The organism is Acinetobacter sp. SWBY1 (assembly GCF_002946595.1).
Taxonomy (GTDB): Bacteria; Pseudomonadota; Gammaproteobacteria; order Pseudomonadales; family Moraxellaceae; genus Acinetobacter; species Acinetobacter towneri.
In genome coordinates, this window is sequence record NZ_CP026616.1 from 2,830,704 (window position 1) to 2,851,650 (window position 20,947).

At 41.1% G+C, this 20,947-nt stretch carries 24 protein-coding genes; 15 read left to right on the plus strand and 9 right to left on the minus strand.

The window, feature by feature from the left end:
• Positions 1–3: 3 nt before the first annotated feature.
• The 3 genes from C3Y93_RS13625 to rubA all read right to left on the minus strand — a co-directional run bounded on the left by C3Y93_RS13625 (position 4) and on the right by rubA (position 2,414).
• A complete protein-coding gene (locus tag C3Y93_RS13625) occupies positions 4–942 on the minus strand; it encodes an alpha/beta fold hydrolase (protein WP_104853182.1) in 939 nt (312 codons plus the stop codon).
• A gap of 56 nt (positions 943–998) precedes the next feature.
• Complete coding sequence (locus tag C3Y93_RS13630) at positions 999–2,177, minus strand: NAD(P)/FAD-dependent oxidoreductase (protein WP_104853183.1); 1,179 nt, start codon at positions 2,175–2,177, stop codon at positions 999–1,001.
• A 72-nt stretch (positions 2,178–2,249) separates the two neighbouring features.
• Entirely contained in the window at positions 2,250–2,414 is a 165-nt protein-coding gene (rubA, locus tag C3Y93_RS13635; RefSeq protein WP_004972007.1) for a rubredoxin RubA, read from the minus strand.
• Between the two features lie 495 nt (positions 2,415–2,909).
• Between rubA and C3Y93_RS13640 the strand changes: the two genes are divergently transcribed.
• Positions 2,910–3,452, plus strand: a complete 543-nt coding sequence (locus C3Y93_RS13640; RefSeq protein WP_004972003.1) for an adenine phosphoribosyltransferase — start codon at positions 2,910–2,912, stop codon at positions 3,450–3,452.
• 110 nt (positions 3,453–3,562) lie between these two features.
• On the opposite strand, the gene C3Y93_RS13645 is transcribed toward C3Y93_RS13640, so the two are convergent.
• Positions 3,563–4,069: a YqiA/YcfP family alpha/beta fold hydrolase gene (locus C3Y93_RS13645; protein ID WP_104853299.1), complete on the minus strand. Its 507-nt coding sequence runs from the start codon at positions 4,067–4,069 to the stop codon at positions 3,563–3,565.
• A gap of 306 nt (positions 4,070–4,375) precedes the next feature.
• Between C3Y93_RS13645 and lysS the strand changes: the two genes are divergently transcribed.
• Complete coding sequence (gene lysS, locus C3Y93_RS13650; RefSeq protein WP_104853184.1) at positions 4,376–5,902, plus strand: lysine--tRNA ligase; 1,527 nt, start codon at positions 4,376–4,378, stop codon at positions 5,900–5,902.
• Between the two features lie 72 nt (positions 5,903–5,974).
• Here the strand turns inward: lysS and C3Y93_RS13655 are convergent, their stop codons facing one another.
• From C3Y93_RS13655 to C3Y93_RS13665, 3 genes are all read right to left on the minus strand, one after another.
• Positions 5,975–6,256 carry a HigA family addiction module antitoxin gene (locus tag C3Y93_RS13655; protein ID WP_004971994.1) on the minus strand — a complete coding sequence of 94 codons (282 nt, stop codon included), beginning with the start codon at positions 6,254–6,256 and terminating at the stop codon, positions 5,975–5,977.
• Positions 6,253–6,561 carry a type II toxin-antitoxin system RelE/ParE family toxin gene (locus tag C3Y93_RS13660; RefSeq protein WP_104853185.1) on the minus strand — a complete coding sequence of 103 codons (309 nt, stop codon included), beginning with the start codon at positions 6,559–6,561 and terminating at the stop codon, positions 6,253–6,255. The genes C3Y93_RS13655 and C3Y93_RS13660 overlap by 4 nt, the downstream gene beginning before the upstream one ends.
• A gap of 126 nt (positions 6,562–6,687) precedes the next feature.
• A complete protein-coding gene (locus tag C3Y93_RS13665) occupies positions 6,688–7,218 on the minus strand; it encodes a hypothetical protein (protein ID WP_096900966.1) in 531 nt (176 codons plus the stop codon).
• Between the two features lie 354 nt (positions 7,219–7,572).
• On the opposite strand from C3Y93_RS13665, the gene cysD reads away from it, so the two are divergent.
• Complete coding sequence (gene cysD, locus C3Y93_RS13670; protein ID WP_026438300.1) at positions 7,573–8,481, plus strand: sulfate adenylyltransferase subunit CysD; 909 nt, start codon at positions 7,573–7,575, stop codon at positions 8,479–8,481.
• A 144-nt stretch (positions 8,482–8,625) separates the two neighbouring features.
• Positions 8,626–10,242 carry a sulfate adenylyltransferase subunit CysN gene (cysN, locus tag C3Y93_RS13675; RefSeq protein ID WP_104853186.1) on the plus strand — a complete coding sequence of 539 codons (1,617 nt, stop codon included), beginning with the start codon at positions 8,626–8,628 and terminating at the stop codon, positions 10,240–10,242.
• 84 nt (positions 10,243–10,326) lie between these two features.
• Here cysN and C3Y93_RS13680 read toward each other — a convergent pair whose 3' ends face one another.
• Complete coding sequence (locus tag C3Y93_RS13680; protein ID WP_104853187.1) at positions 10,327–10,794, minus strand: GNAT family N-acetyltransferase; 468 nt, start codon at positions 10,792–10,794, stop codon at positions 10,327–10,329.
• Positions 10,795–11,075: 281 nt separating this feature from the next.
• On the opposite strand from C3Y93_RS13680, the gene C3Y93_RS13685 reads away from it, so the two are divergent.
• The 5 genes from C3Y93_RS13685 to C3Y93_RS13705 all read left to right on the plus strand — a co-directional run bounded on the left by C3Y93_RS13685 (position 11,076) and on the right by C3Y93_RS13705 (position 13,926).
• A complete protein-coding gene (locus C3Y93_RS13685; RefSeq protein WP_104853188.1) occupies positions 11,076–11,552 on the plus strand; it encodes a hypothetical protein in 477 nt (158 codons plus the stop codon).
• A 157-nt stretch (positions 11,553–11,709) separates the two neighbouring features.
• Positions 11,710–12,288 (plus strand): nicotinamide riboside transporter PnuC, encoded by a 579-nt coding sequence (gene pnuC, locus C3Y93_RS13690; protein WP_104853189.1) that lies wholly within the window; start codon positions 11,710–11,712, stop codon positions 12,286–12,288.
• A gap of 12 nt (positions 12,289–12,300) precedes the next feature.
• Complete coding sequence (locus tag C3Y93_RS13695; RefSeq protein WP_104853190.1) at positions 12,301–12,585, plus strand: hypothetical protein; 285 nt, start codon at positions 12,301–12,303, stop codon at positions 12,583–12,585.
• 165 nt (positions 12,586–12,750) lie between these two features.
• Positions 12,751–13,248, plus strand: a complete 498-nt coding sequence (locus C3Y93_RS13700) for a DUF2505 family protein (protein ID WP_004971978.1) — start codon at positions 12,751–12,753, stop codon at positions 13,246–13,248.
• Between the two features lie 258 nt (positions 13,249–13,506).
• Positions 13,507–13,926: a DsrE family protein gene (locus C3Y93_RS13705; RefSeq protein ID WP_004971976.1), complete on the plus strand. Its 420-nt coding sequence runs from the start codon at positions 13,507–13,509 to the stop codon at positions 13,924–13,926.
• A 60-nt stretch (positions 13,927–13,986) separates the two neighbouring features.
• Here C3Y93_RS13705 and mobR read toward each other — a convergent pair whose 3' ends face one another.
• Positions 13,987–15,660 carry a phenol degradation transcriptional regulator MobR gene (gene mobR, locus C3Y93_RS13710; RefSeq protein WP_104853192.1) on the minus strand — a complete coding sequence of 558 codons (1,674 nt, stop codon included), beginning with the start codon at positions 15,658–15,660 and terminating at the stop codon, positions 13,987–13,989.
• Between the two features lie 417 nt (positions 15,661–16,077).
• Here mobR and C3Y93_RS13715 point away from each other — a divergent pair, with 417 nt between their 5' ends.
• The 6 genes from C3Y93_RS13715 to C3Y93_RS13740 all read left to right on the plus strand — a co-directional run bounded on the left by C3Y93_RS13715 (position 16,078) and on the right by C3Y93_RS13740 (position 20,902).
• Positions 16,078–16,371 (plus strand): phenol hydroxylase subunit, encoded by a 294-nt coding sequence (locus C3Y93_RS13715; protein ID WP_004971972.1) that lies wholly within the window; start codon positions 16,078–16,080, stop codon positions 16,369–16,371.
• A gap of 19 nt (positions 16,372–16,390) precedes the next feature.
• The gene (locus tag C3Y93_RS13720; RefSeq protein ID WP_004971970.1) at positions 16,391–17,395 is read left to right on the plus strand and encodes an aromatic/alkene monooxygenase hydroxylase subunit beta; all 1,005 of its coding nucleotides are present in this window, start codon (positions 16,391–16,393) and stop codon (positions 17,393–17,395) included.
• An 11-nt stretch (positions 17,396–17,406) separates the two neighbouring features.
• Complete coding sequence (locus C3Y93_RS13725; RefSeq protein WP_004971969.1) at positions 17,407–17,673, plus strand: MmoB/DmpM family protein; 267 nt, start codon at positions 17,407–17,409, stop codon at positions 17,671–17,673.
• A 92-nt stretch (positions 17,674–17,765) separates the two neighbouring features.
• Positions 17,766–19,292: an aromatic/alkene/methane monooxygenase hydroxylase/oxygenase subunit alpha gene (locus tag C3Y93_RS13730; protein ID WP_004971966.1), complete on the plus strand. Its 1,527-nt coding sequence runs from the start codon at positions 17,766–17,768 to the stop codon at positions 19,290–19,292.
• A gap of 117 nt (positions 19,293–19,409) precedes the next feature.
• Complete coding sequence (locus C3Y93_RS13735; protein WP_104853300.1) at positions 19,410–19,772, plus strand: phenol hydroxylase subunit P4; 363 nt, start codon at positions 19,410–19,412, stop codon at positions 19,770–19,772.
• Between the two features lie 68 nt (positions 19,773–19,840).
• Positions 19,841–20,902 (plus strand): NADH:ubiquinone reductase (Na(+)-transporting) subunit F, encoded by a 1,062-nt coding sequence (locus C3Y93_RS13740; protein ID WP_104853193.1) that lies wholly within the window; start codon positions 19,841–19,843, stop codon positions 20,900–20,902.
• Positions 20,903–20,947: the final 45 nt, after the last annotated feature.

A 20,947-nucleotide genomic window follows, 5' to 3' on the forward strand; every position in this document is an offset into this window, starting at 1 on the left:
TGATTATGATTTAAAGTGGTGAGCAAACAGTTCGCTAAGATGAGGAATAAAGTGTGGAGGAATATCATGCCCCATTCCTTTGATTAATTCAAACTTAGCGCTTGGAATCGCTTTCGCAACAGCCTTACCATGCCCTGGTGGGAGCAAACGATCTTGCGAACCATGTACCACAAGGGTAGGTTGCTGAATTTGTTTGTCCAGTTGTAGCAACGAGCCTGTACATAATATTGCTAAAAACTGTTGAAGTACACCCGCAGGGTAATAACTTCGCTGATATAATTTGCGTGCAGTTTGCATCGCTTCGAGTTGATTCACATAGCCTGGTGAGCCTATCACCTTAAAGAGTTTTAAACTATGATCAACAATGCCATTTTCATCTTGCGATTTTGGTCTTTCTAGCAAACTGAACAGTTGTTTCGGAAATGGTGGTGGTAAAAAAGGCTGGTTATTACTGGTAAATAATAAGCCTAAATTATTCACGCGATCTGCATATTTGGCAGCCAAAATTTGGGCAATCATGCCGCCCATAGAAGCACCAATCACTTCGGTCTTTTCAATGCCTAAGCGTTCTAATAGTAATGCAGCATCATCCGCCATATCAAATAAGTTATAAGGCGCACCGTGGTTTTGCAGACCTAAGCTAAAACGCCCCATCATTTTATAGGTGTTCAGACGTGGACCTTTGTGGCGAATTTTGGATGACAAACCAATATCGCGGTTGTCATAGCGAATGACACGATAGCCCTGATCAATCAGTGATTTACAAAAGAAATCGGGCCAGTACAACATTTGTGCGCCTAAACCCATAATCAGCAAAATAGGTGGATCTTCAGTTTTGCCGCCCACTTCGACATGCAGCTGAATTCCGTTGCCTAAATCGACTTTGGTTTCGTGCATAAATGCCGTATAGGGCGATGTGGTGAACTGAAGTGCACTATTCATGTTGTGATCCTCATGTCAGGCAAGGGCGAAATCAATCGCCCTTTATTGTTTTTATTTTATTCCGATACAGGCAATAAGTCTGGCACTAATTTGGTCAAACTCAAGCGTTGTTTGGCCGCTGTTGCGCCTAATAGGACAAAGCCACGTAAGGTATCGGTTTGGTCATAGGCTCTGGCAATCATGCCATCGTCAAATTCTTCGGTATCCCAGTTGACATCTACCCCTAGTGGCGCAGGTAAAACGGTCAGTGGTGCAGCAGGTGTTTTCACTGCAACAGGCATGGCAGGGTAGTGTACCTGAGTAGTTTCACCATTTAAGGTTTTGGCTAAGGCACGTGCTTGCTGCATGATTGGCATCACATACGGCAATAAAATACCATTCACTTCCGCACAGTCACCTACTGCATAGATATCAGCTTGGCTGGTTTCAAGTTGCGCATTGGTTAAGACCCCACGACTGGTTTCAATGCCTGCAGTTTTTGCCAGTGCAATATTCGGTTGTAAGCCAATTGCAGACAGAACGACATCGGCAATTAAAGATTGACCGCTGGTAATCGTCACTAAATAGTCGTCATTTTTAATTTTTGAAACTTTTTCAACAGTTGTGCCAAGTACAAAGTGAATGCCTGTTTCTTCTAAATTTTGTTTAAATGCGCTGGCAACATAATCAGGTAGTAAACGCCCAAGAGGTTGGGGCGCAAGGTCAATCACCGTGACTTGATGACCTGTTTGCTGTAAGTCGTTGGCAAATTCACAGCCAATTAAGCCTGCACCTAAAATCACCACACGTTTGTCTTGGCGTTGTTCAAGCTGCTGGCGAAATGCTGTGTAATCACTTAGGTTATTCACAACATGAATATCATCGCTGCCATCACCTGCAATGGCTAAACGTACAGGGTTAGCGCCCACCGCTAAAATCAGTTTGGAATAAGGCTGACGGCTGCTTACACCATCTTTTTCAATTTCGAGTACATGTGCTTCTGCATCAATCGCTTTTACCCAAGTCTGCGTTGCAATGCGCATATTGAGTTGGCTTGCCATTTTCTCTGCATCGCCCAAAGCAATTTGTGCAGGCGCTTTATTGCCTGCCAAAGCATTAGACAAGGTTGGTTTCGCATAGTTGGTGGCATCGTCTGCGCAGATCATAAGTAATTCATGTTCTGTATTGAGTTTACGGAACTCGCGAGCAACAGTATAACCTGCCATGCCTGAACCAATAATAACGATAGGATGCATAGGGTGTACTCCAAATTAGGGCATAGAAATAGGCGTTAAAAAAAGACCATGCGGCATGGTCTTTTAATGGTCTTAAACTTCAATCATTTCAAAGTCAGCTTTTGAAACGCCGCAGTCTGGGCAAGTCCAGTCATCAGGGATATCTTCCCACAATGTACCTGCCACAATACCGTCTTGAGGCCAGCCTTCTGCTTCGTCATAAATCCATCCACAAACGATGCATTGATATTTTTTCATTCAATTCTCCATAAACCGATCTTTAAATTTCTAGATCAGCAAAAACTTATCTACGACCAGATACATGATATGACTTTTAGTATATCTATTTGATTAAATTTTTACGCAGTTATACGGCTAAAGTAAAGTAAATAAGCGATTTTAATGTGCTGCACAGCAGATGGAATAGCAGCTGAGGACAAAACTCGACTGAAAAAGCCTGACTTGCCCTATTTTCAACAATGAATCAGGTGGTTTTATTGTGGAAAATTCATCTTATTGGGAGTTTTATGGCTATTTAAGACCTTGGTCGTACAGAATATTAAGTGTGATTTTGATATTCTATAATAGAATTTTTATATGTTTGAATTTTTAAAATAATATATATCTAATTAAATCAATAATTTGTTTCTTTGTTTGGTGCAGTGAGTGCTTGTCTTGCCGATTTTATCACTAGCCTTAATTGAAAATAAACGTTAAAATTCAACCATTCTTTAGTCACATTTCTGATCTTCCATGAGCAATTTGTCTACTTTTTTGTGGTCGCATATTCGTACTGTTCCTCATTTTCCAAAACCAGGCGTAGATTTTTATGATTTAACGCCTTTGTTTATGAATAATTTGGATTCATTAACAGATGCTTTAATTGCCAGCATTCCTGCAGAAAAATTAGCTGAAGTTGAAAGCTTTATTGCAGTAGAAGCACGTGGTTTTGTATTGGCGAGCCTTTTGGCACAGCGTACAGGCAAAGGTTTGGTACTTGTGCGTAAAGCAGGTAAATTGCCACCACCAGTTGTGGGTGTGGGTTATAGCTTAGAATACGGTTTAGACCGTTTAGAAATGGCTGCCGATGTGCAAGCGCAAAAAGTCATTATTGTAGATGATGTATTGGCGACAGGTGGCACTTTAAAAGCAGTGAAACAATTGGCTGAAAAATGTAATCATCAAGTTTTAGGTGCAAGCATTTTCCTAGACTTACCAGATTTACACAAAAATTTAGGTTTAGATATTTGGTCCGTATTGGACAATAAATCTAAACCAGAACAAGCAGTGGCTTAATCCTTTTAAGTTATTGTAACTGCTGTAAAAAAGCCTGATCTCCATAGTTGTGATCAGGCTTTTTTAATGGGTGATGTTTAATTGATTATTTTTAATGGATAGCTTTGACTTTATTTGGCAAGATAAGCTTGTTCGATTTGCTGAATACAAGAATTAATATTTTCTGGATGCAATAAGCGATGATGCCCAGACTCAAAAGTAGAGGTCTGCATATAGTTTTCTAAAAATGCTTGCGCGGCATGCATATCCAAAATTTCATCGCCCAATTCTAAATAAGCCAATTGTGGAATATCGTGCTGCAAGTCATCATCTGAAATTGCAGGATAGTCATTGCGAAACGTGGGAGCTAAACTTGGATTTGCCACCACACACGGAATATGGTGCGACAAAGACATTTTGAGTGCCCAATAGCCGCCTAGACTATGTCCCACCAAAATTTCAGGCTTAATTTTTTGAATGATATTGTGATAAAAATCGGCAACAGTTTGATAATTTAAGTTGCGATAATCGACATTGATACAAAATTTTTGCTCTGCATCAATGGCATGGAATTTAGTCGATTCTCGAGAGGAATCTAACCCATGTAAAAACAAGACTTTTAAAGCACATGTATTCATTGCCAGATTCACATAGTCGATTATTTTCATAGAACAGATTTCATAGTACAGATCGTGATTTTTAACTCGGTTTGGCTGAAACTAAAAATAGCGACCAAAAACGATCTTTTTCATCTATTTTCTGATCAATATTGTAGTGCGCTCGGGCAAAGAAAGAAGTTAGCTTTTGGTCTAAGTCAACAAAAAACTATAAAAGCAAGGGGTAATTAAAAAAATATATAGACCGAGTTAGAGAAGGCATACGAAATCGTGTCTAAATCTGCTATTCTATTGAACTTCTTTTTTTAGTAATTATTCGAGGCAGAGATGACGCAACATAACGCTCAATCGACTTCTGAACCCACTATTTCCGAAAACGATTTAATTGCGCAGCGTCATGCCAAGTTAAAGCAAATTCAAGAACAAGCGCAGGCGAAGGGAACTAGCCCTTGGCCAAATACGTTTAAGCGTGAAAACTACGCAGATGATTTGCAGGCACAATTCGCAGAAGTTTCTAAAGAAGAAATTGAAGCAGGCGAAAAAGTGTATGTGTCTGTAGCAGGTCGTGTGATGTTGAACCGCGGTTCATTCATCGTAATTCAAGACATGACAGGTCGTATTCAGCTGTATGTGGCGCGTAAAGAACTTAGTGCTGAAACATTAGAGACGATCAAGAGCCTAGATTTGGGCGATATTATCGCAGTGAAAGGCTATATTGGTCGTTCAGGCAAAGGCGATTTATATGTTCATATTCAACATTTTGAATTGTTGACCAAATCTTTACGTCCATTACCAGACAAATATCATGGTTTAAGCGATACCGAAGCGAAATATCGTAAGCGTTATTTAGACTTAATCGTAAATGAAGACACCCGTAAAACCTTTGAAATTCGTGCCAAAGTGGTTTCGGGTATTCGTGCATTTTTAACTGAACAGCGTTTTATGGAAGTTGAAACGCCAATGATGCATGTGATTCCTGGCGGTGCATCGGCACGTCCATTTGAAACGCATCATAATGCTTTAGATATGCCGTTATTCTTGCGTATTGCGCCTGAATTATATTTAAAGCGTTTAGTGGTTGGCGGTTTTGAACGTGTGTTTGAAATTAACCGTAACTTCCGTAATGAAGGGGTGTCTACACGTCATAACCCGGAATTTACCATGATCGAATTCTACCAAGCTTATGCCGACTATAAAGATTTGATGGCATTGACTGAGCAAATGCTAGAAAAACTGGCTTTGGATATTTTGGGTACTACCGATGTGCCGTATGGCGATGAAGTGTATAGCTTCAAAGGCCCATTCAAGAAAATTTCTATGTTTGATGCCATTCTTGAGCATAATCCACAATTCACGCCAGAAAATGTTAATGACCGTGATTTCTTGGCTAAATTTGTGCAGGAAGAATTGAAAGAACAGGTGAAGCCTGGTTTTGGTTTGGGCAAACTACAAACCATCGTGTTTGAAGAAACCGTAGAAACTCAATTACGTCAGCCGACTTTCATTACAGAATATCCTGCAGAAACGTCGCCTTTGGCACGTCGTAATGACGATAACCCACACATTACTGACCGTTTTGAGTTCTTTATTGGTGGTCGTGAATTGGCGAATGGTTTCTCAGAATTAAATGACCCGATTGACCAAGCTGAGCGTTTCCAAGCACAGGTTGCAGAAAAAGACGCAGGCGATGATGAAGCGATGCATTACGATGCAGACTTTGTTGAAGCTTTGGAATACGGCTTACCACCAACTGCAGGTGAGGGCATCGGGATTGACCGTTTGGTAATGTTGTTTGCCAACGCTGCGAGTATCCGTGATGTGATTTTATTCCCACACATGCGTCATAAAAACTAAGTTTTAGCGCATCGTTGACGACATAAAAAACAACCTGCAGAAATGCAGGTTGTTTTTTGTTGTAACTTAAAGTTAAACACTTGCCACCAATTTTTTGATCATAGGTCGCTGGCGTTGACTGGCAAGCCATAAATCATGCTGCATTTGTAAATTCAACCAAAACTCTGGTGAGGTTTCTAAGGCTTCACTCAAACGAATCGCCATATCTGCAGAAATTCCAGTATGACCATTCAAAATGCGAGATAGGTTTGCACGTGTCACTCCAAGTGCTTGAGCCACTTCAGTCACAGAAGTTTCACCAATATATTCGCGCAACATTTCGCCCGGATGAGGTGCATTAAACATCATATTCATCTTTGTACTCCTGCGCTAGAAGCTATGTGATAATCCAAATAATCTACAATGTAGACATCACCATCTTCAAATTTAAAAATTACACGCCAATTACCATTTACTGTTAGTGACCATTGATCTTGTAGATTTGCACTCAATTTATGTAAACGCCAATTGGGTGGAGTTCGCAAATCATTCACCGTAGATGCAGCATGTAGTGCTGCAAGTATTAAACGTAATTTTGTAGAATGCGCTGCTTGAATACCTGCTGTTGAACCAGTTTGGAAAAAAGCCTGAAGACCTTTATGTTTAAAACTCTTAATCAAGCCTTAGTATCCAAGTGTATTGTGTATATGTACAGTATACGATAATTTCGAGTTTAATCAATCAACCAGTTTTGGCGGGGTTTAAGTGCATCTTGCGTAATCCGCAGAAACTTAAAGTGATGATGCTTATAACAACGCCGTTTGAATCCGTACTTTCATCTCTAAAGCTTGCTGCAAAATATGCGCTTTCATCCAAGTTACTTGTGTACCCATGGGGTTGGTTTTAATAGCAGTGTTTAAGAAATCCAGTTTTTCTTGCGAAAATAATTGCGTTTCAATCGCTTGATGCAGTTCTGCCGTGGTTGCATTTAAAGGCACATCTACCAAATAAAAACCTTTAGGATAATTATAAAATGCATACATTAAGTTAAAGGCTTTTTGTTCGGCCTTTAAATTGCCCGCACCAATTTCATAGCTGCGGTCTTGATTGCTATGCGTCACGCCTATTAAAAAGGAGAGTTGTTGATCACGGCAACGCAAACCAAATTGCAGCCCAATCTGATCTGCACTGAGTTCATGTTGCACAAAAACATTCAGCATTGAAGCATCATCGTTTAAAGGCTCTTGTAGGACGAGTAGCTCAGGGCTGTGCTGATACAAAAAACCAGCCAGCTGCGCCTGTTCAAGTTTGGATTTGATCTGTTCAATCTGTGGCATGGGAGCATCTTAAAAATAAAAAAATATGTTTTTACTTTAAGCATTTTTTGTTCATGCTTGAAGCACTGAATTAGATGAATAATCTATGAAGTTATTCAAAAATGAGCAGCTTGTAAGCGCGATTTGTATGTATCAAACGTAGCGAGAATGACGTTGAATTTCAATATATGATGGAATAAACTATTGATTAAATAAAACTTATACTGCTTATTGGTTTTCTTTTATATGAGCTTTTTGCATATAAATATAATAAAACAAGCAATAGTCTGCATAACTAAGTCACTATAATGAAAATCAAATTCTATCTGTGTTATTCGTACACAAGTTTAAGTACATCTGGTGTGATCAATGTCAATAAATCAGGAAAGACTTACTCATCTTAAACAGCTTGAAGCTGAGAGTATTCATATTATCCGTGAAGTTGCAGCCGAGTTTGAAAATCCAGTCATGTTGTATTCGATTGGTAAAGATTCAGCGGTAATGTTGCATTTGGCTTTAAAAGCATTCTATCCAGCGAAACTGCCATTTCCACTGTTACATGTGGATACAGGCTGGAAATTCAAAGACATGATCACTTTCCGTGACAACATGGCAAAACAGCACGGTTTTGACTTGATTGTTCATCAAAATAAAGAAGGGGTAGATGCCAACATTAACCCATTCGATCATGGCAGTTCTAAATATACTGACATCATGAAAACCCAAGGCTTAAAACAAGCTTTAGATAAATACGGTTTTGATGCGGCATTTGGTGGCGCGCGTCGTGATGAGGAAAAATCACGTGCCAAAGAACGTGTTTATTCTTTCCGTGATGCAAAACATCGTTGGGACCCGAAAAATCAGCGTCCTGAATTGTGGAATTTGTATAATGGCAAGGTCAATAAAGGCGAAAGTATTCGTGTGTTCCCATTGTCTAACTGGACTGAATTGGATATTTGGCAATACATTTACCTCGAAAGTATTCCATTAGTACCGTTGTATTTGGCTGCAGAACGTCCTGTCGTTGAGCGTAGCGGCACTTTAATTATGGTCGATGACGAACGCATGCCGTTGCTAGAAGGTGAAGTTCCACAAATGAAATCGGTACGCTTCCGTACTTTAGGTTGTTATCCACTTACGGGTGCAGTCGAATCAGAAGCGAATACCTTGCCTGAAATTATTCAGGAAATGCTATTGGCAACCAGTTCAGAGCGTCAGGGTCGTATGATTGACCACGATGAAGCTGGCTCGATGGAAAAGAAAAAGCAAGAAGGTTACTTCTAATCTCTCCTGAAAAATCTCCCCAAACCCCTCTTTATAAAGAGGGACTTATAAAAAGCGGAGCAAAGCCTCCCTTTATAAAAGGGAGATTTAGAGGGATTAAAGATTAAAAAACCGATTTCTAAAAAATATGTGGAGCTTTGAGCAATGTCTCATCAATCGAATTTAATTAGCCAAGATATTTTGGCGTATTTAAAACAGCACGAAAACAAAGATCTACTGCGCTTTTTAACTTGCGGTAACGTAGACGATGGTAAATCGACATTAATTGGTCGTTTGTTGTATGACTCAAAATTGATTTATGAAGATCAATTACAAGCCGTGACTCGTGACTCGAAAAAAGTCGGCACTACGGGCGATGCACCTGATTTAGCTTTATTGGTCGATGGTTTGCAAGCCGAGCGTGAGCAGGGCATTACCATTGATGTGGCTTATCGTTATTTTTCTACTGAAAAGCGTAAGTTCATCATTGCCGATACACCCGGGCATGAGCAATATACACGTAACATGGCAACAGGTGCATCGACTTGTGACTTGGCGATTATTTTGATTGATGCGCGTTATGGCGTACAAACTCAGACCCGTCGTCATACTTTTATTTCTAGTTTATTGGGCATTAACAATATTGTGGTTGCCATCAATAAAATGGATTTGGTGGATTATTCAGAAGCACGATTTAACGAAATTCAGACGGAATATGCGAACTTTGTGAATCAACTGGGTGATCGTAAACCATCGAATATTATTTTCACGCCAATTTCTGCCTTAAATGGCGATAACGTGGTGAACAAGTCTGAGCATACCCCTTGGTACACAGGCGATACTTTAATGGGAACATTGGAGTCGGTAGAAATTAACCGTAACTCGGCTCAAAATGATTTCCGTTTCCCTGTGCAGTATGTCAACCGTCCAAACCTTGACTTCCGTGGTTTCTGCGGCACGATTGCTTTGGGCGATATTCATGTGGGTGACCGCATTGTGGCATTGCCATCGGGTAAAAGCTCGACAGTAAAAGAGATTGTGACTTTTGATGGCAATCTTGAACATGCAATTGCAGGTCAAGCAGTTACCCTAACACTGAACGATGAAATTGATATTTCACGTGGTAATGTTTTGGTGCGTGAAGATCAGGCACGTCCTGAAATTTCACGTGCTGTAAATGCCACAGTGGTGTGGATGGCTGATCAGCCACTATCTATTGGCAAGCTGTATAACTTAAAAGTGGGTACACAAACTGTGCCTGCAAAAGTCACAGCCATTCATTACCGTACCAATGTGAATACTTTGGAACAGGTGCAGGTTGAACAGCTTGAACTGAATGCAATTGCCAATGTCACCATCGAATTTGATGCGCCTGTGGTATTTGACCGTTATCAAGACAGTCGTTATACAGGTTCATTTATTTTCATTGACCGTCTTAATAACGTGACCATTGGTGCGGGTATGGTTGAAGCTTGTGTAGAATGGTCTGCACACAGCGCGCCAGTCACTGCAGAAGATCGTGCTGCACGTTTAGGTCAGAAGCCTGCTGCAGTCAGCGTTTCAAGTCAAATTTTAGCGCAGGCTCAGGCCATTGAAAGTTTGTTGATTCAGCAGGGTATTGTTGCAATTGCCAAAGCAGGGTTAGATGCTACGCAAGTTGCGTTACTGCGTGAAACAGGCATTGTGGTGATTAGTGATGTAGAAAGCGGTGCCGATGCGCAGTTAAGTGCAGACAGCATTGAAGAATTGGCAGAAAAAATTATTGCGCTAGTTCGTTTATAAAATCGTAGCTGCAATACAGATGAACCCGCTTTCAAATGAAAGCGGTTTTTTTTATGGGGGTATCGAACTGAAAGATTGTTGTACTCAGGATTGCTCTGATCGTTCTGTATTAAGATGTTTGAGCATGGGGGTGAAATGCCCATAACTAATTTTTTGTGGTTGAATTTCAAAATCGTATTTTTGATAAAACATCAGCGCAGTCTGTGTGCTAAACACACTGATTTGCGATACATTTTTAGCCCGTAAATGAGCAATAGCTTCAAATAACAAGGCCTGACCAATACCACGCTGTTGTACTTCAGGTGCAATCGCATGTTGTAAAATTTGCCCGCGATCACTCATCATAATAAAGCCAACCACCACATGCTGTAAGACATAGACCCAACAATTGTTGTAATGCAGCAGCATTAAAATATTTTCATAGCTTTTATTTTCTAGCCATGCCTGAATTTTGGCTTCATTGCGTTGATGATCTTGAATACAAGAGCGAATACTGGCGTGTAATACCGCAACCAAATTGGCGACATCTTGAATTTGTGCAGCTCTAATCATCTAGGCTTAGGGTGATAGATAAAAACAAGGCTCTATTGGAAGCGAAAAGTGTTTAAAAAAATAGCAGAAAATTGTTGTGTTTTACTGCGTTATACTGCAGCACAAGTCCTATTTTTAAGGCAATCGGTATCATTGTGTAATTGAGCATTGCACTTTTTAGCGATGCATGGATGGAATCATCTGTTAAAGCATAAGCGTTGAAGCGTGCAGCAGCGAATAGACGCTAAGCCCTGAAATGGTTATACTTTATTGAAACGCCTGAAATAAGAGCGAAGACCAAGATGGCAAAACTATTGTTATGGATTTTGTTGTTGATTGCCGTATATGCAGTCTGGAAAGTCTGGTTCAAAATAAAAATTAATCGTACTTTTCAGCAAAGCTGTCAAGATATTGCCAATATTGTCCAAGACCCGATTACCCACAAAGCACCGCGCCCTGTTCGTGAGGTGGTGGAAGAAGTTGCCGAATACGAACAGCAATTATTTGATGATATCGCAGAAATATTTTTAAGCTTAAAAGTATCTAGTCGTGACCCTGAAGATGCCGAAACTATTCAACAAGAAGTGCTGAATAAAATGCCTGCCAAAGCACATACGCAAATTCGTCAGTTAGACTTGGGGGAGTGGTCAATTTACTGGAGTTTTTACGAGCAATCCCTTGAATATTTTGTCGGCAAATACGGAGTTTTTATTACCCATGTAGACCGCTTTGGGCAAGAGCATAAATACAATAATTCAGAGCAGTTTCAAACAGATTGATTTTCATGCCTGATTTTCTGTTTATGATTTTACAGAGGTTTCTTGAAAATTAATTGCAGCATCTTCTTGTCAGTTAAGTGTTTGGTTAAATGTTGAGTTTTGCGCTATTTTCCCGAAAAGAGGTATCATGCCTTTTTCTTTTACATAGGCAGCATCAATGTCAGTTTTAGAAATCATTGCTGTGTTGATTAGTGTTTTAGGCGTGACCTTAACCATTAAGCGACATATAGCTTGCTGGGTGGTGAATTTTATTGCCTGTTTGCTGTATGCCTATTTGTTCTTTGAATATCAATTGTATGGCGAAACGGTATTACAAACCCTATTTATGGGCATGGCTGTTTATGGTTTTTTCCAGTGGAAAACTGCACAGCAGCAAAAACAACATATCATCATTCAAAGCTTGCCACTCTCTAAAATGTGGCTGCAAATTGCACTGAGTAGCATACTGGGTTTACTGTTTGGGCTAAGTTTAAAGTGGTGGACGCAGGCTTCACTGCCTTTATTGGATGCACAACTGGCAGCTATGAGTCTATTGGCAACCTATTGGACCAGTCGTAAATACTTGGCTACATGGGTGTTATGGATTGTGGTCGATCTGGTGTATATCGGCATGTTTATTTACAAAGAGTTGCTGTTAACGGCTGTGTTATATGCAGGTTTTGTGGTTCTTGCTTATTTGGGCTGGCGTGAATGGCATAAAATCCGACAACAACATGCGGCACATTCTGCGGAGTGATGGCGTGTAGCGATGAGCAATTTAATTGATTTTAAACAGGCGCAGCTTAAACAATTTGATTTATTGGCATTGGATATTTTAGCGTATCCTGAGCGTTATTTACAGTTTGATTCGATTGCAGATTTTTACCAAGCCCAGTGGTTAGATGATTTCCCCAAACGGACGACATGGTGTTCCACAGGACTAGATGATGGCGCAGAACATTTTTATGCCAAAATTGAATTTTATGGGCATTATTTAACTATTTATAGCCATGAAACCTATGCCGCTGAATTTGGCATCATTCACACAGAATAGACAAAATAGAGTCAATGACAGCAGGCGGAAAAAACATTTTAATAGCCTGAAAATAAAGTTGTATTTAGGATATAAAACAGCTTATACCCGTTGAGCATCAGCCAAATTATATTGCACGATGATGCTAGACCTACTCCATCAATAAACAAAATAAAAGGAACTCAAATGGCTCATCAATTTACTGTAAACGCCACCATTCATGGCGTTTCAATTGACGAATTTAAGCGTTTAGTGGCAGATGTTGCTTTGCATGAAGCAGTCTGCAAGCGTATTCCTGGTGAAAATTTGGAAATTTTAGAATCTAAAAAGAACGGTGATATTTACACTTTACGCCGTGCTTATAATTTAGATGTGAATATTCCAGATATGGCTAAAAAATTATTAAAAGATGCATTTCGTTTAAAACGCAATGATGTGACCCATTTAACGGCGCTTACTTCTACCGTGGAGCTTGGTGCAAACTTGCCTTTAGAAGCTAAAGGCGAGCGTAGTGTGACAGGCAACCATGAAAAAATTGATATTCAATTAAACTGGACAATTAAGGTTAAAGTGCCATTGATTGGCGGCATGTTGGAAAAACATGCAGAAGGGGAAATCCGTCGTTTCAGTGAGTTGGAAATTGGTATTGTAGAAGATGAACTCAAGAAAAATTTAGCGGCTTAACCCTTCATTTCTACTAGAAAAGATTGCTCTTAAATACATGCTTGGCGCTGCCGTTTTCGGTGGCGCTTTGTTTTTTGGACGTATTGAATTGTGATTGTTGATGCTGGGGTCATTTTACAGTGATCAATTTTTGATTTTTGAAAAAGTTTAGTGCTTGGCTTTATTGCATACAGACTATCGTTTTAATTTATTATTTAAATATAGTATATTTATTATGCTAATATTTTGACCAGATTTAAATTGAGTGTGAGTTCTGCCATGAAATTGATTCAGTTGTTATGTTTATCGGTTTTGCTGACCTTTGCCAGTCTATCTCCAGCAATGGCAGAGAGCAAAAAAGATCCACTTTTTGTCTTGCTTACCAGCAGTGATGCGCACCGCACCAAAATGGCAATTGGCATGAGCAATAACCAATTTGGCAAAGGTCATCCACTGACGATTTATTTGGTCGATCAAGGCGTAATGTTGGCATCTAACCGCTTTGAACATAAATATGCAGAGCATCAGAACATGCTGAAAAGTATTATCGCCAAAGGTGGTGATGTGTATATCTGCAAAATGTGTATGGAGCAGTACGGTGTTGTTGAAGGTGACTTAATGAAAGGTCTGAAATATGCCAATCCAGATGCTATGGGTGAAGCAATTTTCCGTCCAGGCACTCAGACACTGAGCTGGTAATTCGGCTGCTTGAAATGCAAAAGCCTTGTTGAAAAACAGGGCTTTTTTATTGCGGAATTTCTAGCGCATGGCGTATTTTTTTAAACGATAATCCAGTGCAGCGCGGGAAATTCCCAATAAGCGTGCCGCTTCAGATACATTGTGTTTGGCTTTTTGCATCGCGGTGATAATCAGTTGTTGCTCATGCTGTTCTAAATCAAAACCTTCGGTTAAAAGCGTGTCTAAATCTACGCTGTCTTGCTCATCTACAGTATGGTCGCTGTGCATTTGCGGAAACAGGGCATTCAGTTTAATCAGTTGTTGATCTTCCGTCAGTAGTACCGCACGTTCGAGCAGGTTTTCCAGTTCACGAATATTGCCAGGCCACGCATAGCTTTGCATAAAGTTAGTGGCTTTTTCACTGACGCCTTGAATTTGTTTGTCATACATTTTTTCAAAGCGTTTTAAGAAATGTGCAACCAATAATGGTAAATCTTCACGGCGTTCACGCAGCGGTGGAATCTGCACAGGAAAAATGTTTAAACGGTAATATAAATCGGCACGGAAACGACCTGCTTTAACCGCTTGTTCTAAATCTTCATTGGTTGCAGCAATCACGCGAACATCAATATGACGGGTTTGCGAATCTCCAACGCGTTCCACTTCACCTTCTTGTAGCACACGCAGCAAAGCCGCTTGAGCGCGTGGCGAAAGTTCAATCACTTCATCTAAAAAAATAGTACCGCCATGGGCGCGTTCAAATTTACCTAAGCGTGATTGATGTGCACCTGTAAATGCACCTTTTTCAACACCAAACAGTTCAGATTCAATCAGTTCAGGTGGAATTGCCGCACAGTTGACCGCAACAAAAGCATGTTCTTTACGTTGACTGAGTTCATGCACACCACGGGCAAAGGCTTCTTTCCCGACCCCTGTTTCACCTTGCAGCAAAATCGACACTTTTGCACCTGCCGCTATTTTGAGTAAGTCACACACCCGTTGATAAGCCGCCGATTGTCCGACTGAGCTGAACATGCTGTAGTCATTTTTACTGGTGGCATAAATCGACTTTTTCAGTTCATACAATTCGGCTTGCAGTGCAATGAGTTCCTGTTCCATCGGTTCAGGCGACATGAACTGAATCAGCTCATCGGCATTTTCCCATTCACTGAGTTGTTTACCAATAATACGGCAATGCTCACGCCCGCAGGCTTTACATTCCACTTCCTGATAAATAATGGTCATGCCTGTGGCAAAACTGCTGTAACCGCAAGCATAGCCCAGCAGCATCCAGCAAGAAGGTTCGTGACTCAGTCCAAATTGCTCAACATGCACATCGGCTTCAAAAGAGTTATGCCAGTTTAAGTCTGCATAAAACTGTTTTTTCTTTTGATTTAAAATCAATTGATTGGCAGAAACTTGCACCATGCCACGAATACCGTGCATTTGCGGCCCTGCCATAAAAGCCTGTTCTTCATTTAAACCTGGGCGCATTTTAGTAGTGACTTCTGCATCTTTCAGACCTGCCTGATAGCCCAAACGAATAAAAAAGCGTTTGGTGCGTTCCATTCCAATCATATTGGCAAGGTCTTTACGCAAATAGCCCATGATGCTGGTATGCATCAGCAACATGCGATATTCATCAAACCAGATTTGTCCACGCTCAGTGTCAAAATGTAGTTTGGAAAGCAGGTCGTGAATTTCCTGAGGATGACCTGCATATTTGCCGCTGCTGTCGTATTTTACTCGTACCATGCGCCGTGTTTAATCCATTAAATTCGAGGCTGTTTAGCCATCTTATGCAAATTCGTGAAAATTCAATAATACCTAAACAGCATCATGCCAAACCTTAAAGGTATTTAGTTGTATCTATATGTTTTTGTTGTTTTTATTCCGTCTTTATCATAAGCGAATTGCATAAAGCCCAAGGGTAAATTTTTGTATCTGTACGGGCTGTATTTCATCAAATCATGAAATCTTAAATTTTTTAAACATCAAAATTCATCAAATCATGAAATCCAAATTCTTATAAAAACACTCAGATTTTTTAAGTTGCTGTTTTTCAATGTTTTTATAAAGTTGGCACGCTTGTTGTAATAGTAAAAGTAAGCAACAGATGCATGAAGCAACTGAAGCAAGTTCTGAATGAATCAGATCTTGTAGGAGAACAATATGAAGGATGCAACAGGCGCATTGCCCTTAACCAAATATATTCGGGTAACGGGCGATATTAATGCCGCATTTGTCGAGTTCGACTTTGCCATTCACGATCCCACTTTATATGTGGAGTTGGTGTTACCGCAGCAAGCATTCCGCGAGTTCTGCGCAACCAATCAAGTGGTGGAAATGAGCGAACAACAGCAAGCCGTGAATGATGCTGAAGAAGACAAATGGCGTTACGGCATTGAACACGACACTTTAGTCGGTGCACAGCGATACAACATTGATCATGAAGATCAACACTGAATGCTTAAGGAGATAAGCGATGACTTTAGAAATTAAAACAGCGGGTATTGAGCCAATTCGTCAAAACTATGCCTATATTGAGCGCCGTTTTGGCAACAAGCCAGCCACTCGTTATCAGGAAGTCAGTTTTGATATTCAGGCGGAAACCAACTTTCACTATCGTCCGCTGTGGAAACCTGAAAAAACCTTAAATGATAAAACCCATACTGCAATTGAAATGCAGGATTGGTACGCATTTAAAGACCCGCGTCAGTTTTATTACGGAACTTATGTGCAGCATCGTGCGCGTTTGCAGGACATTGCCGAAAGTAACTTTAGCTTTTTTGAAAAGCGTCAGTTGGCAGAGCATATTTCTGAAGATGTCAAAGCCAAAGTGATTGCCTTGTTTTTGCCGTTTCGTCATATCGAACAGACTGCCAATTTACACATGATGTCGGGCAGTGCTTATGGTTATGGCACGGTGCTGACCCAAGCCTGTATTTATGCTGCGATGGATCGTTTAGGGATGGCGCAGTACATCTCACGGGTTGGTTTGGCACTCGATGGCAACACGGGCGAATCTTTAATTCCAGCCAAACAAGCATGGATGCAGGATGAAGCATGGCAAGGACTGCGCAAGTTGTGTGAAACCAGTTTGATCGAGCAGGACTATTTCAAACTGTTTTTATTACAAAACTTGGTGATTGACAGCTTTATGAGCGAATTGGTTTACACCCAATTTGATCAATGGCTGGCACAGCATCAAGCACGTGACTTGGCGATGCTGATGGAATTTATGCAGGAAGCCATGGCAGATTTACGCAAATGGTCAGACAGCGTATTTAAAACCGCAGCTGCAGAATCTGCACATAACAAACAATTGTTGAGCCAGTGGTTAGCCGAATATTTACCTGAAGTGAAAGCGGCATTTGCAGCGTGGGCAGCTGAGGCGTTGTCTGCAGATGCAGTCGACATTGCAGAACAAAAACTGCTGGAACGCAGTAAAAAAATTGGCATCGAACTCGAACAAATTTTGCAGGCTTAAGGAGAAGCAGCATGTCTAAGGTTTATCTCGCATTACAGGACAATGACACGTCGCGCTACATCATTGAAGCGATTGAAGAAGACAACCCAGATGCCACGATTCAATATCTGCCAGCCATGATTCGGGTAGAAAGCGAAACAGGTCTGATTGTTAAAGCAGAAACGGTATCTGAAAAACTTGGACAAGATTGGGATATTCAGTCTTTACAACTCAACATGATTACGTTGGGCGGCAACGTCGAAGAAGATGATGACAGTTTCCGTTTGCACTGGAACTAGGAATAAGGATGTGCACTGAGCCAATTTGAGTACAGTGCCGCCAGAACATATTGCTGCATAGATTGCCGCTAAAAAATTTAAGGATGATGAGCATGAATTCACAAGTTAAAACCCCAGCAAAAAAACTGAATGCCAAAGACCGTTATCGCGCACTTACTCGTGACTTGGATTGGGACTTTTCTTATGCAGACCGCAAAGAAGCCTTTCCATACGAAGAATTTGAAGGCATTAAAATTACAGACTGGTCTAAATGGGAAGATCCATTCCGTTTAACCATGGATGCTTACTGGAAGTATCAGGCAGAAAAAGAGAAAAAACTTTACGCCATTTTTGATGCTTTTGCACAAAACAACGGTCAAATGAACGTGACCAATGAGCGTTATTTGAATGCCATCAAACTGTTTTTAACTGCGGTAACTCCGCTTGAATATCAGGCATTCCAAGGTTATGCACATGTAGGGCGTCAGTTCAGTGGTGTAGGCGCACGTATCGCATCACAAATGCAGTCGATTGATGAATTACGTCACGTGCAGACGCAAATTCATGCCATGAGCCATTACAACAAATTCTTTGATGGTTTTCAGGATTGGTCGCACATGCATGACCGCGTTTGGTACTTGTCTGTACCAAAATCTTTCTTTGAAGATGCGCGTTCAGCAGGGCCGTTTGAGTTCTTGTTAGCCATTAGCTTTGCCTTTGAATATGTATTGACCAACTTGTTGTTCGTACCGTTCATGTCAGGTGCAGCACACAATGGCGATATGGCAACGGTCACCTTTGGTTTTAGTGCACAGTCCGATGAAGCACGTCACATGACTTTAGGTCTAGAAATCGTGAAATTCTTGTTAGAACAACACGAAGATAACGTGCCAATCGTACAGGAATGGATTGATAAGTGGTTCTGGCGTGGGACTCGTCTGTTATCTATAGTTGGCATGATGATGGACTACATGCTGCCAAACAAAGTCATGTCGTGGAAAGAAGCGTGGGAAACCTACTTTGAAGAAGCGGGCGGTGCGTTATTTAAAGACTTGAGCCGTTACGGTATTCGTATGCCGAAATATTCAGAAGTAATTACCAAAGAAAAAGAACACGTGTCGCATCAAGCGTGGTGGATTTTCTATAACTTCGGTCATGCAGCAGGTTTCCATACTTGGATTCCAACCGATCAGGAAATGGATTGGTTATCTGAAAAATATCCAGACACCTTTGACAAATACTACCGTCCAAAGTGGGAGTTAGCACGCAAGATGGAAGCAGAAGGCAAGCGTTTCTACAGCGCAGGCTTACCGCAATTGTGCCAAATTTGCCAAGTGCCAATGACTTTCACCGAAATGGATGGCGATCCGACCATGTTTACGTATCGTGAGTCTGTTTATAAAGGCGAGCGTTACCACACCTGTTCAGATGGTTGTCACGATATTTTTGAACGTGAACCTGAAAAATATGTGCAGGCATGGTTGCCAGTGAACCAAATTCTACAAGGCAACTGTGGTGGCTTAGATTTGGAAAACATGCTGCGCGAATATTATCGCTTCAATGTCGGTGCAGATAACTTGGATATTGAAGGTTCACCAGACCAGCAACGCTGGAAAAAATGGAAAGGTGATGCGGCTTAACGCTCATTCACTATCTAAAGTAAATATCTAAAATTTAAGTTATTTCAAGATTCAAATTTAAAAGGATTTCGGTTTGAGTCATTTGCGGCTCAAACTACCCCGATACGGAGAATGACCATGTCAGTACGCGCTATTCGCCCAGATTACGACTTTGAACCACGCGACCTACAAAAACACTATGGCGACAACATTTTGGTGTATGTGGGTTGGGATCATCACACTTTATATTGTTCTGCACACGCCATGTTGGTTTCGCCGCAGCAAACCTTTCAGGAATTTTTGGATCAGCAAATGCAGGCGGGTTTCCATCAACATCCTGACTTTGAAAACATTAAATGGGATGAAGTGCAATTTACTTTAAACAAACAGGTAATTCAGCCACGCCCTGAACAGACCTTGGCAGAAATTGGCTTCGATCAAAAATCACTACTGCGTTTTGTGACCCCAGGACTGAATGGGTACAAGGGCGCACACGTTTAAAACAGTAAGATCACAACAAAATAAAGACAGCAAAGCACAGTCAGTAAGTACAAGACAGGAGGTCGCAGATGAGCTATCAAGTCACAATTGAGCCAATTGGCACAACCATTGAGGTTGAAGAAGATCAAACCATTTTAGATGCCGCGTTACGTCAAGGCGTGTGGTTGCCATTTGCTTGTGGGCATGGCACTTGCGGCACTTGTAAAGTCCAAGTCACCGATGGTTATTATGATATCGGCGAAGCGTCACCTTTCGCGCTGATGGATTTGGAACGTGAAGAACACAAAGTGTTGGCGTGCTGCTGTAAGCCTGAATCAGACATGACCATTGAAGCCGATGTTGATGAAGACCCAGATTTCTTGGGATATTTGGTTCAGGATTATCTGGCCAAAGTCCTTGAGGTAAAGGACTTATCTCCAACCATTAAAGGTGTGCGCTTGCAGTTAGACCGCCCGATGGAGTTTCAGGCAGGGCAATACATTAACGTGCAATTCCCGGGTATTGAAGGCACTCGTGCCTTCTCAATTGCCAATGCACCAAGCGAACTAGGCATTATTGAATTGCATATTCGTCATGTTGTGGGCGGCAGTGCTACGACCTATGTGCATGAGCAGCTTGCGGCAGGCGACGCACTGGAAATTTCAGGGCCATACGGACAATTCTTTGTACGTAAATCGGATGATCAGGATGCGATTTTTATTGCAGGTGGTTCAGGTTTATCTAGCCCGCAATCTATGATTTTAGACTTACTAGAGTCGGGTGATACCCGCACCATTTACCTATTCCAAGGTGCGCGTGATGTTGCGGAATTATATAACCGAGAACTGTTTGAGCAGTTAGTCAAAGACTATCCAAACTTCCGCTACATTCCTGCATTAAATGCACCTAAAGCAGAAGACCATTGGACAGGATTTACAGGCTATGTGCATGAAGCGGTTGCCGATTATTTTGAGCAGCGTTGCGGTGGACACAAAGCCTATTTATGCGGCCCACCAGTCATGATTGATGCAGCAATTTCGACCTTAATGCAAAGCCGTTTGTTTGAACGTGATATTCACACTGAACGCTTCTTGAGTGCTGCCGATGGTGCAAGTGGTCAGTCACGTTCAGCATTGTTTAAACATATTTAACACATATTTAAAAGTGGATAGGTGCTGCAATATTGTACTGAGCCT

Bases quoted from the DNA above. Each gene is read 5' to 3' on its own strand.
- C3Y93_RS13625 (WP_104853182.1), bottom strand. From the start codon at position 942: ATGAATAGTGCACTTCAGTTCACCACATCGCCCTATACGGCATTTATG.
- C3Y93_RS13730 (WP_004971966.1), top strand. From the start codon at position 17,766: ATGAATTCACAAGTTAAAACCCCAGCAAAAAAACTGAATGCCAAAGAC.
- C3Y93_RS13640 (WP_004972003.1), top strand. From the start codon at position 2,910: ATGAGCAATTTGTCTACTTTTTTGTGGTCGCATATTCGTACTGTTCCT.
- pnuC (WP_104853189.1), top strand. From the start codon at position 11,710: ATGTCAGTTTTAGAAATCATTGCTGTGTTGATTAGTGTTTTAGGCGTG.
- C3Y93_RS13715 (WP_004971972.1), top strand. From the start codon at position 16,078: ATGAAGGATGCAACAGGCGCATTGCCCTTAACCAAATATATTCGGGTA.
- C3Y93_RS13695 (WP_104853190.1), top strand. From the start codon at position 12,301: ATGAGCAATTTAATTGATTTTAAACAGGCGCAGCTTAAACAATTTGAT.
- C3Y93_RS13645 (WP_104853299.1), bottom strand. From the start codon at position 4,069: ATGAATACATGTGCTTTAAAAGTCTTGTTTTTACATGGGTTAGATTCC.
- C3Y93_RS13735 (WP_104853300.1), top strand. From the start codon at position 19,410: ATGTCAGTACGCGCTATTCGCCCAGATTACGACTTTGAACCACGCGAC.
- C3Y93_RS13705 (WP_004971976.1), top strand. From the start codon at position 13,507: ATGAAATTGATTCAGTTGTTATGTTTATCGGTTTTGCTGACCTTTGCC.
- rubA (WP_004972007.1), bottom strand. From the start codon at position 2,414: ATGAAAAAATATCAATGCATCGTTTGTGGATGGATTTATGACGAAGCA.
- lysS (WP_104853184.1), top strand. From the start codon at position 4,376: ATGACGCAACATAACGCTCAATCGACTTCTGAACCCACTATTTCCGAA.
- C3Y93_RS13655 (WP_004971994.1), bottom strand. From the start codon at position 6,256: ATGAATATGATGTTTAATGCACCTCATCCGGGCGAAATGTTGCGCGAA.
- C3Y93_RS13680 (WP_104853187.1), bottom strand. From the start codon at position 10,794: ATGATTAGAGCTGCACAAATTCAAGATGTCGCCAATTTGGTTGCGGTA.
- C3Y93_RS13665 (WP_096900966.1), bottom strand. From the start codon at position 7,218: ATGCCACAGATTGAACAGATCAAATCCAAACTTGAACAGGCGCAGCTG.
- C3Y93_RS13700 (WP_004971978.1), top strand. From the start codon at position 12,751: ATGGCTCATCAATTTACTGTAAACGCCACCATTCATGGCGTTTCAATT.
- C3Y93_RS13720 (WP_004971970.1), top strand. From the start codon at position 16,391: ATGACTTTAGAAATTAAAACAGCGGGTATTGAGCCAATTCGTCAAAAC.
- mobR (WP_104853192.1), bottom strand. From the start codon at position 15,660: ATGGTACGAGTAAAATACGACAGCAGCGGCAAATATGCAGGTCATCCT.
- C3Y93_RS13725 (WP_004971969.1), top strand. From the start codon at position 17,407: ATGTCTAAGGTTTATCTCGCATTACAGGACAATGACACGTCGCGCTAC.
- C3Y93_RS13740 (WP_104853193.1), top strand. From the start codon at position 19,841: ATGAGCTATCAAGTCACAATTGAGCCAATTGGCACAACCATTGAGGTT.
- C3Y93_RS13630 (WP_104853183.1), bottom strand. From the start codon at position 2,177: ATGCATCCTATCGTTATTATTGGTTCAGGCATGGCAGGTTATACTGTT.
- cysN (WP_104853186.1), top strand. From the start codon at position 8,626: ATGTCTCATCAATCGAATTTAATTAGCCAAGATATTTTGGCGTATTTA.
- C3Y93_RS13685 (WP_104853188.1), top strand. From the start codon at position 11,076: ATGGCAAAACTATTGTTATGGATTTTGTTGTTGATTGCCGTATATGCA.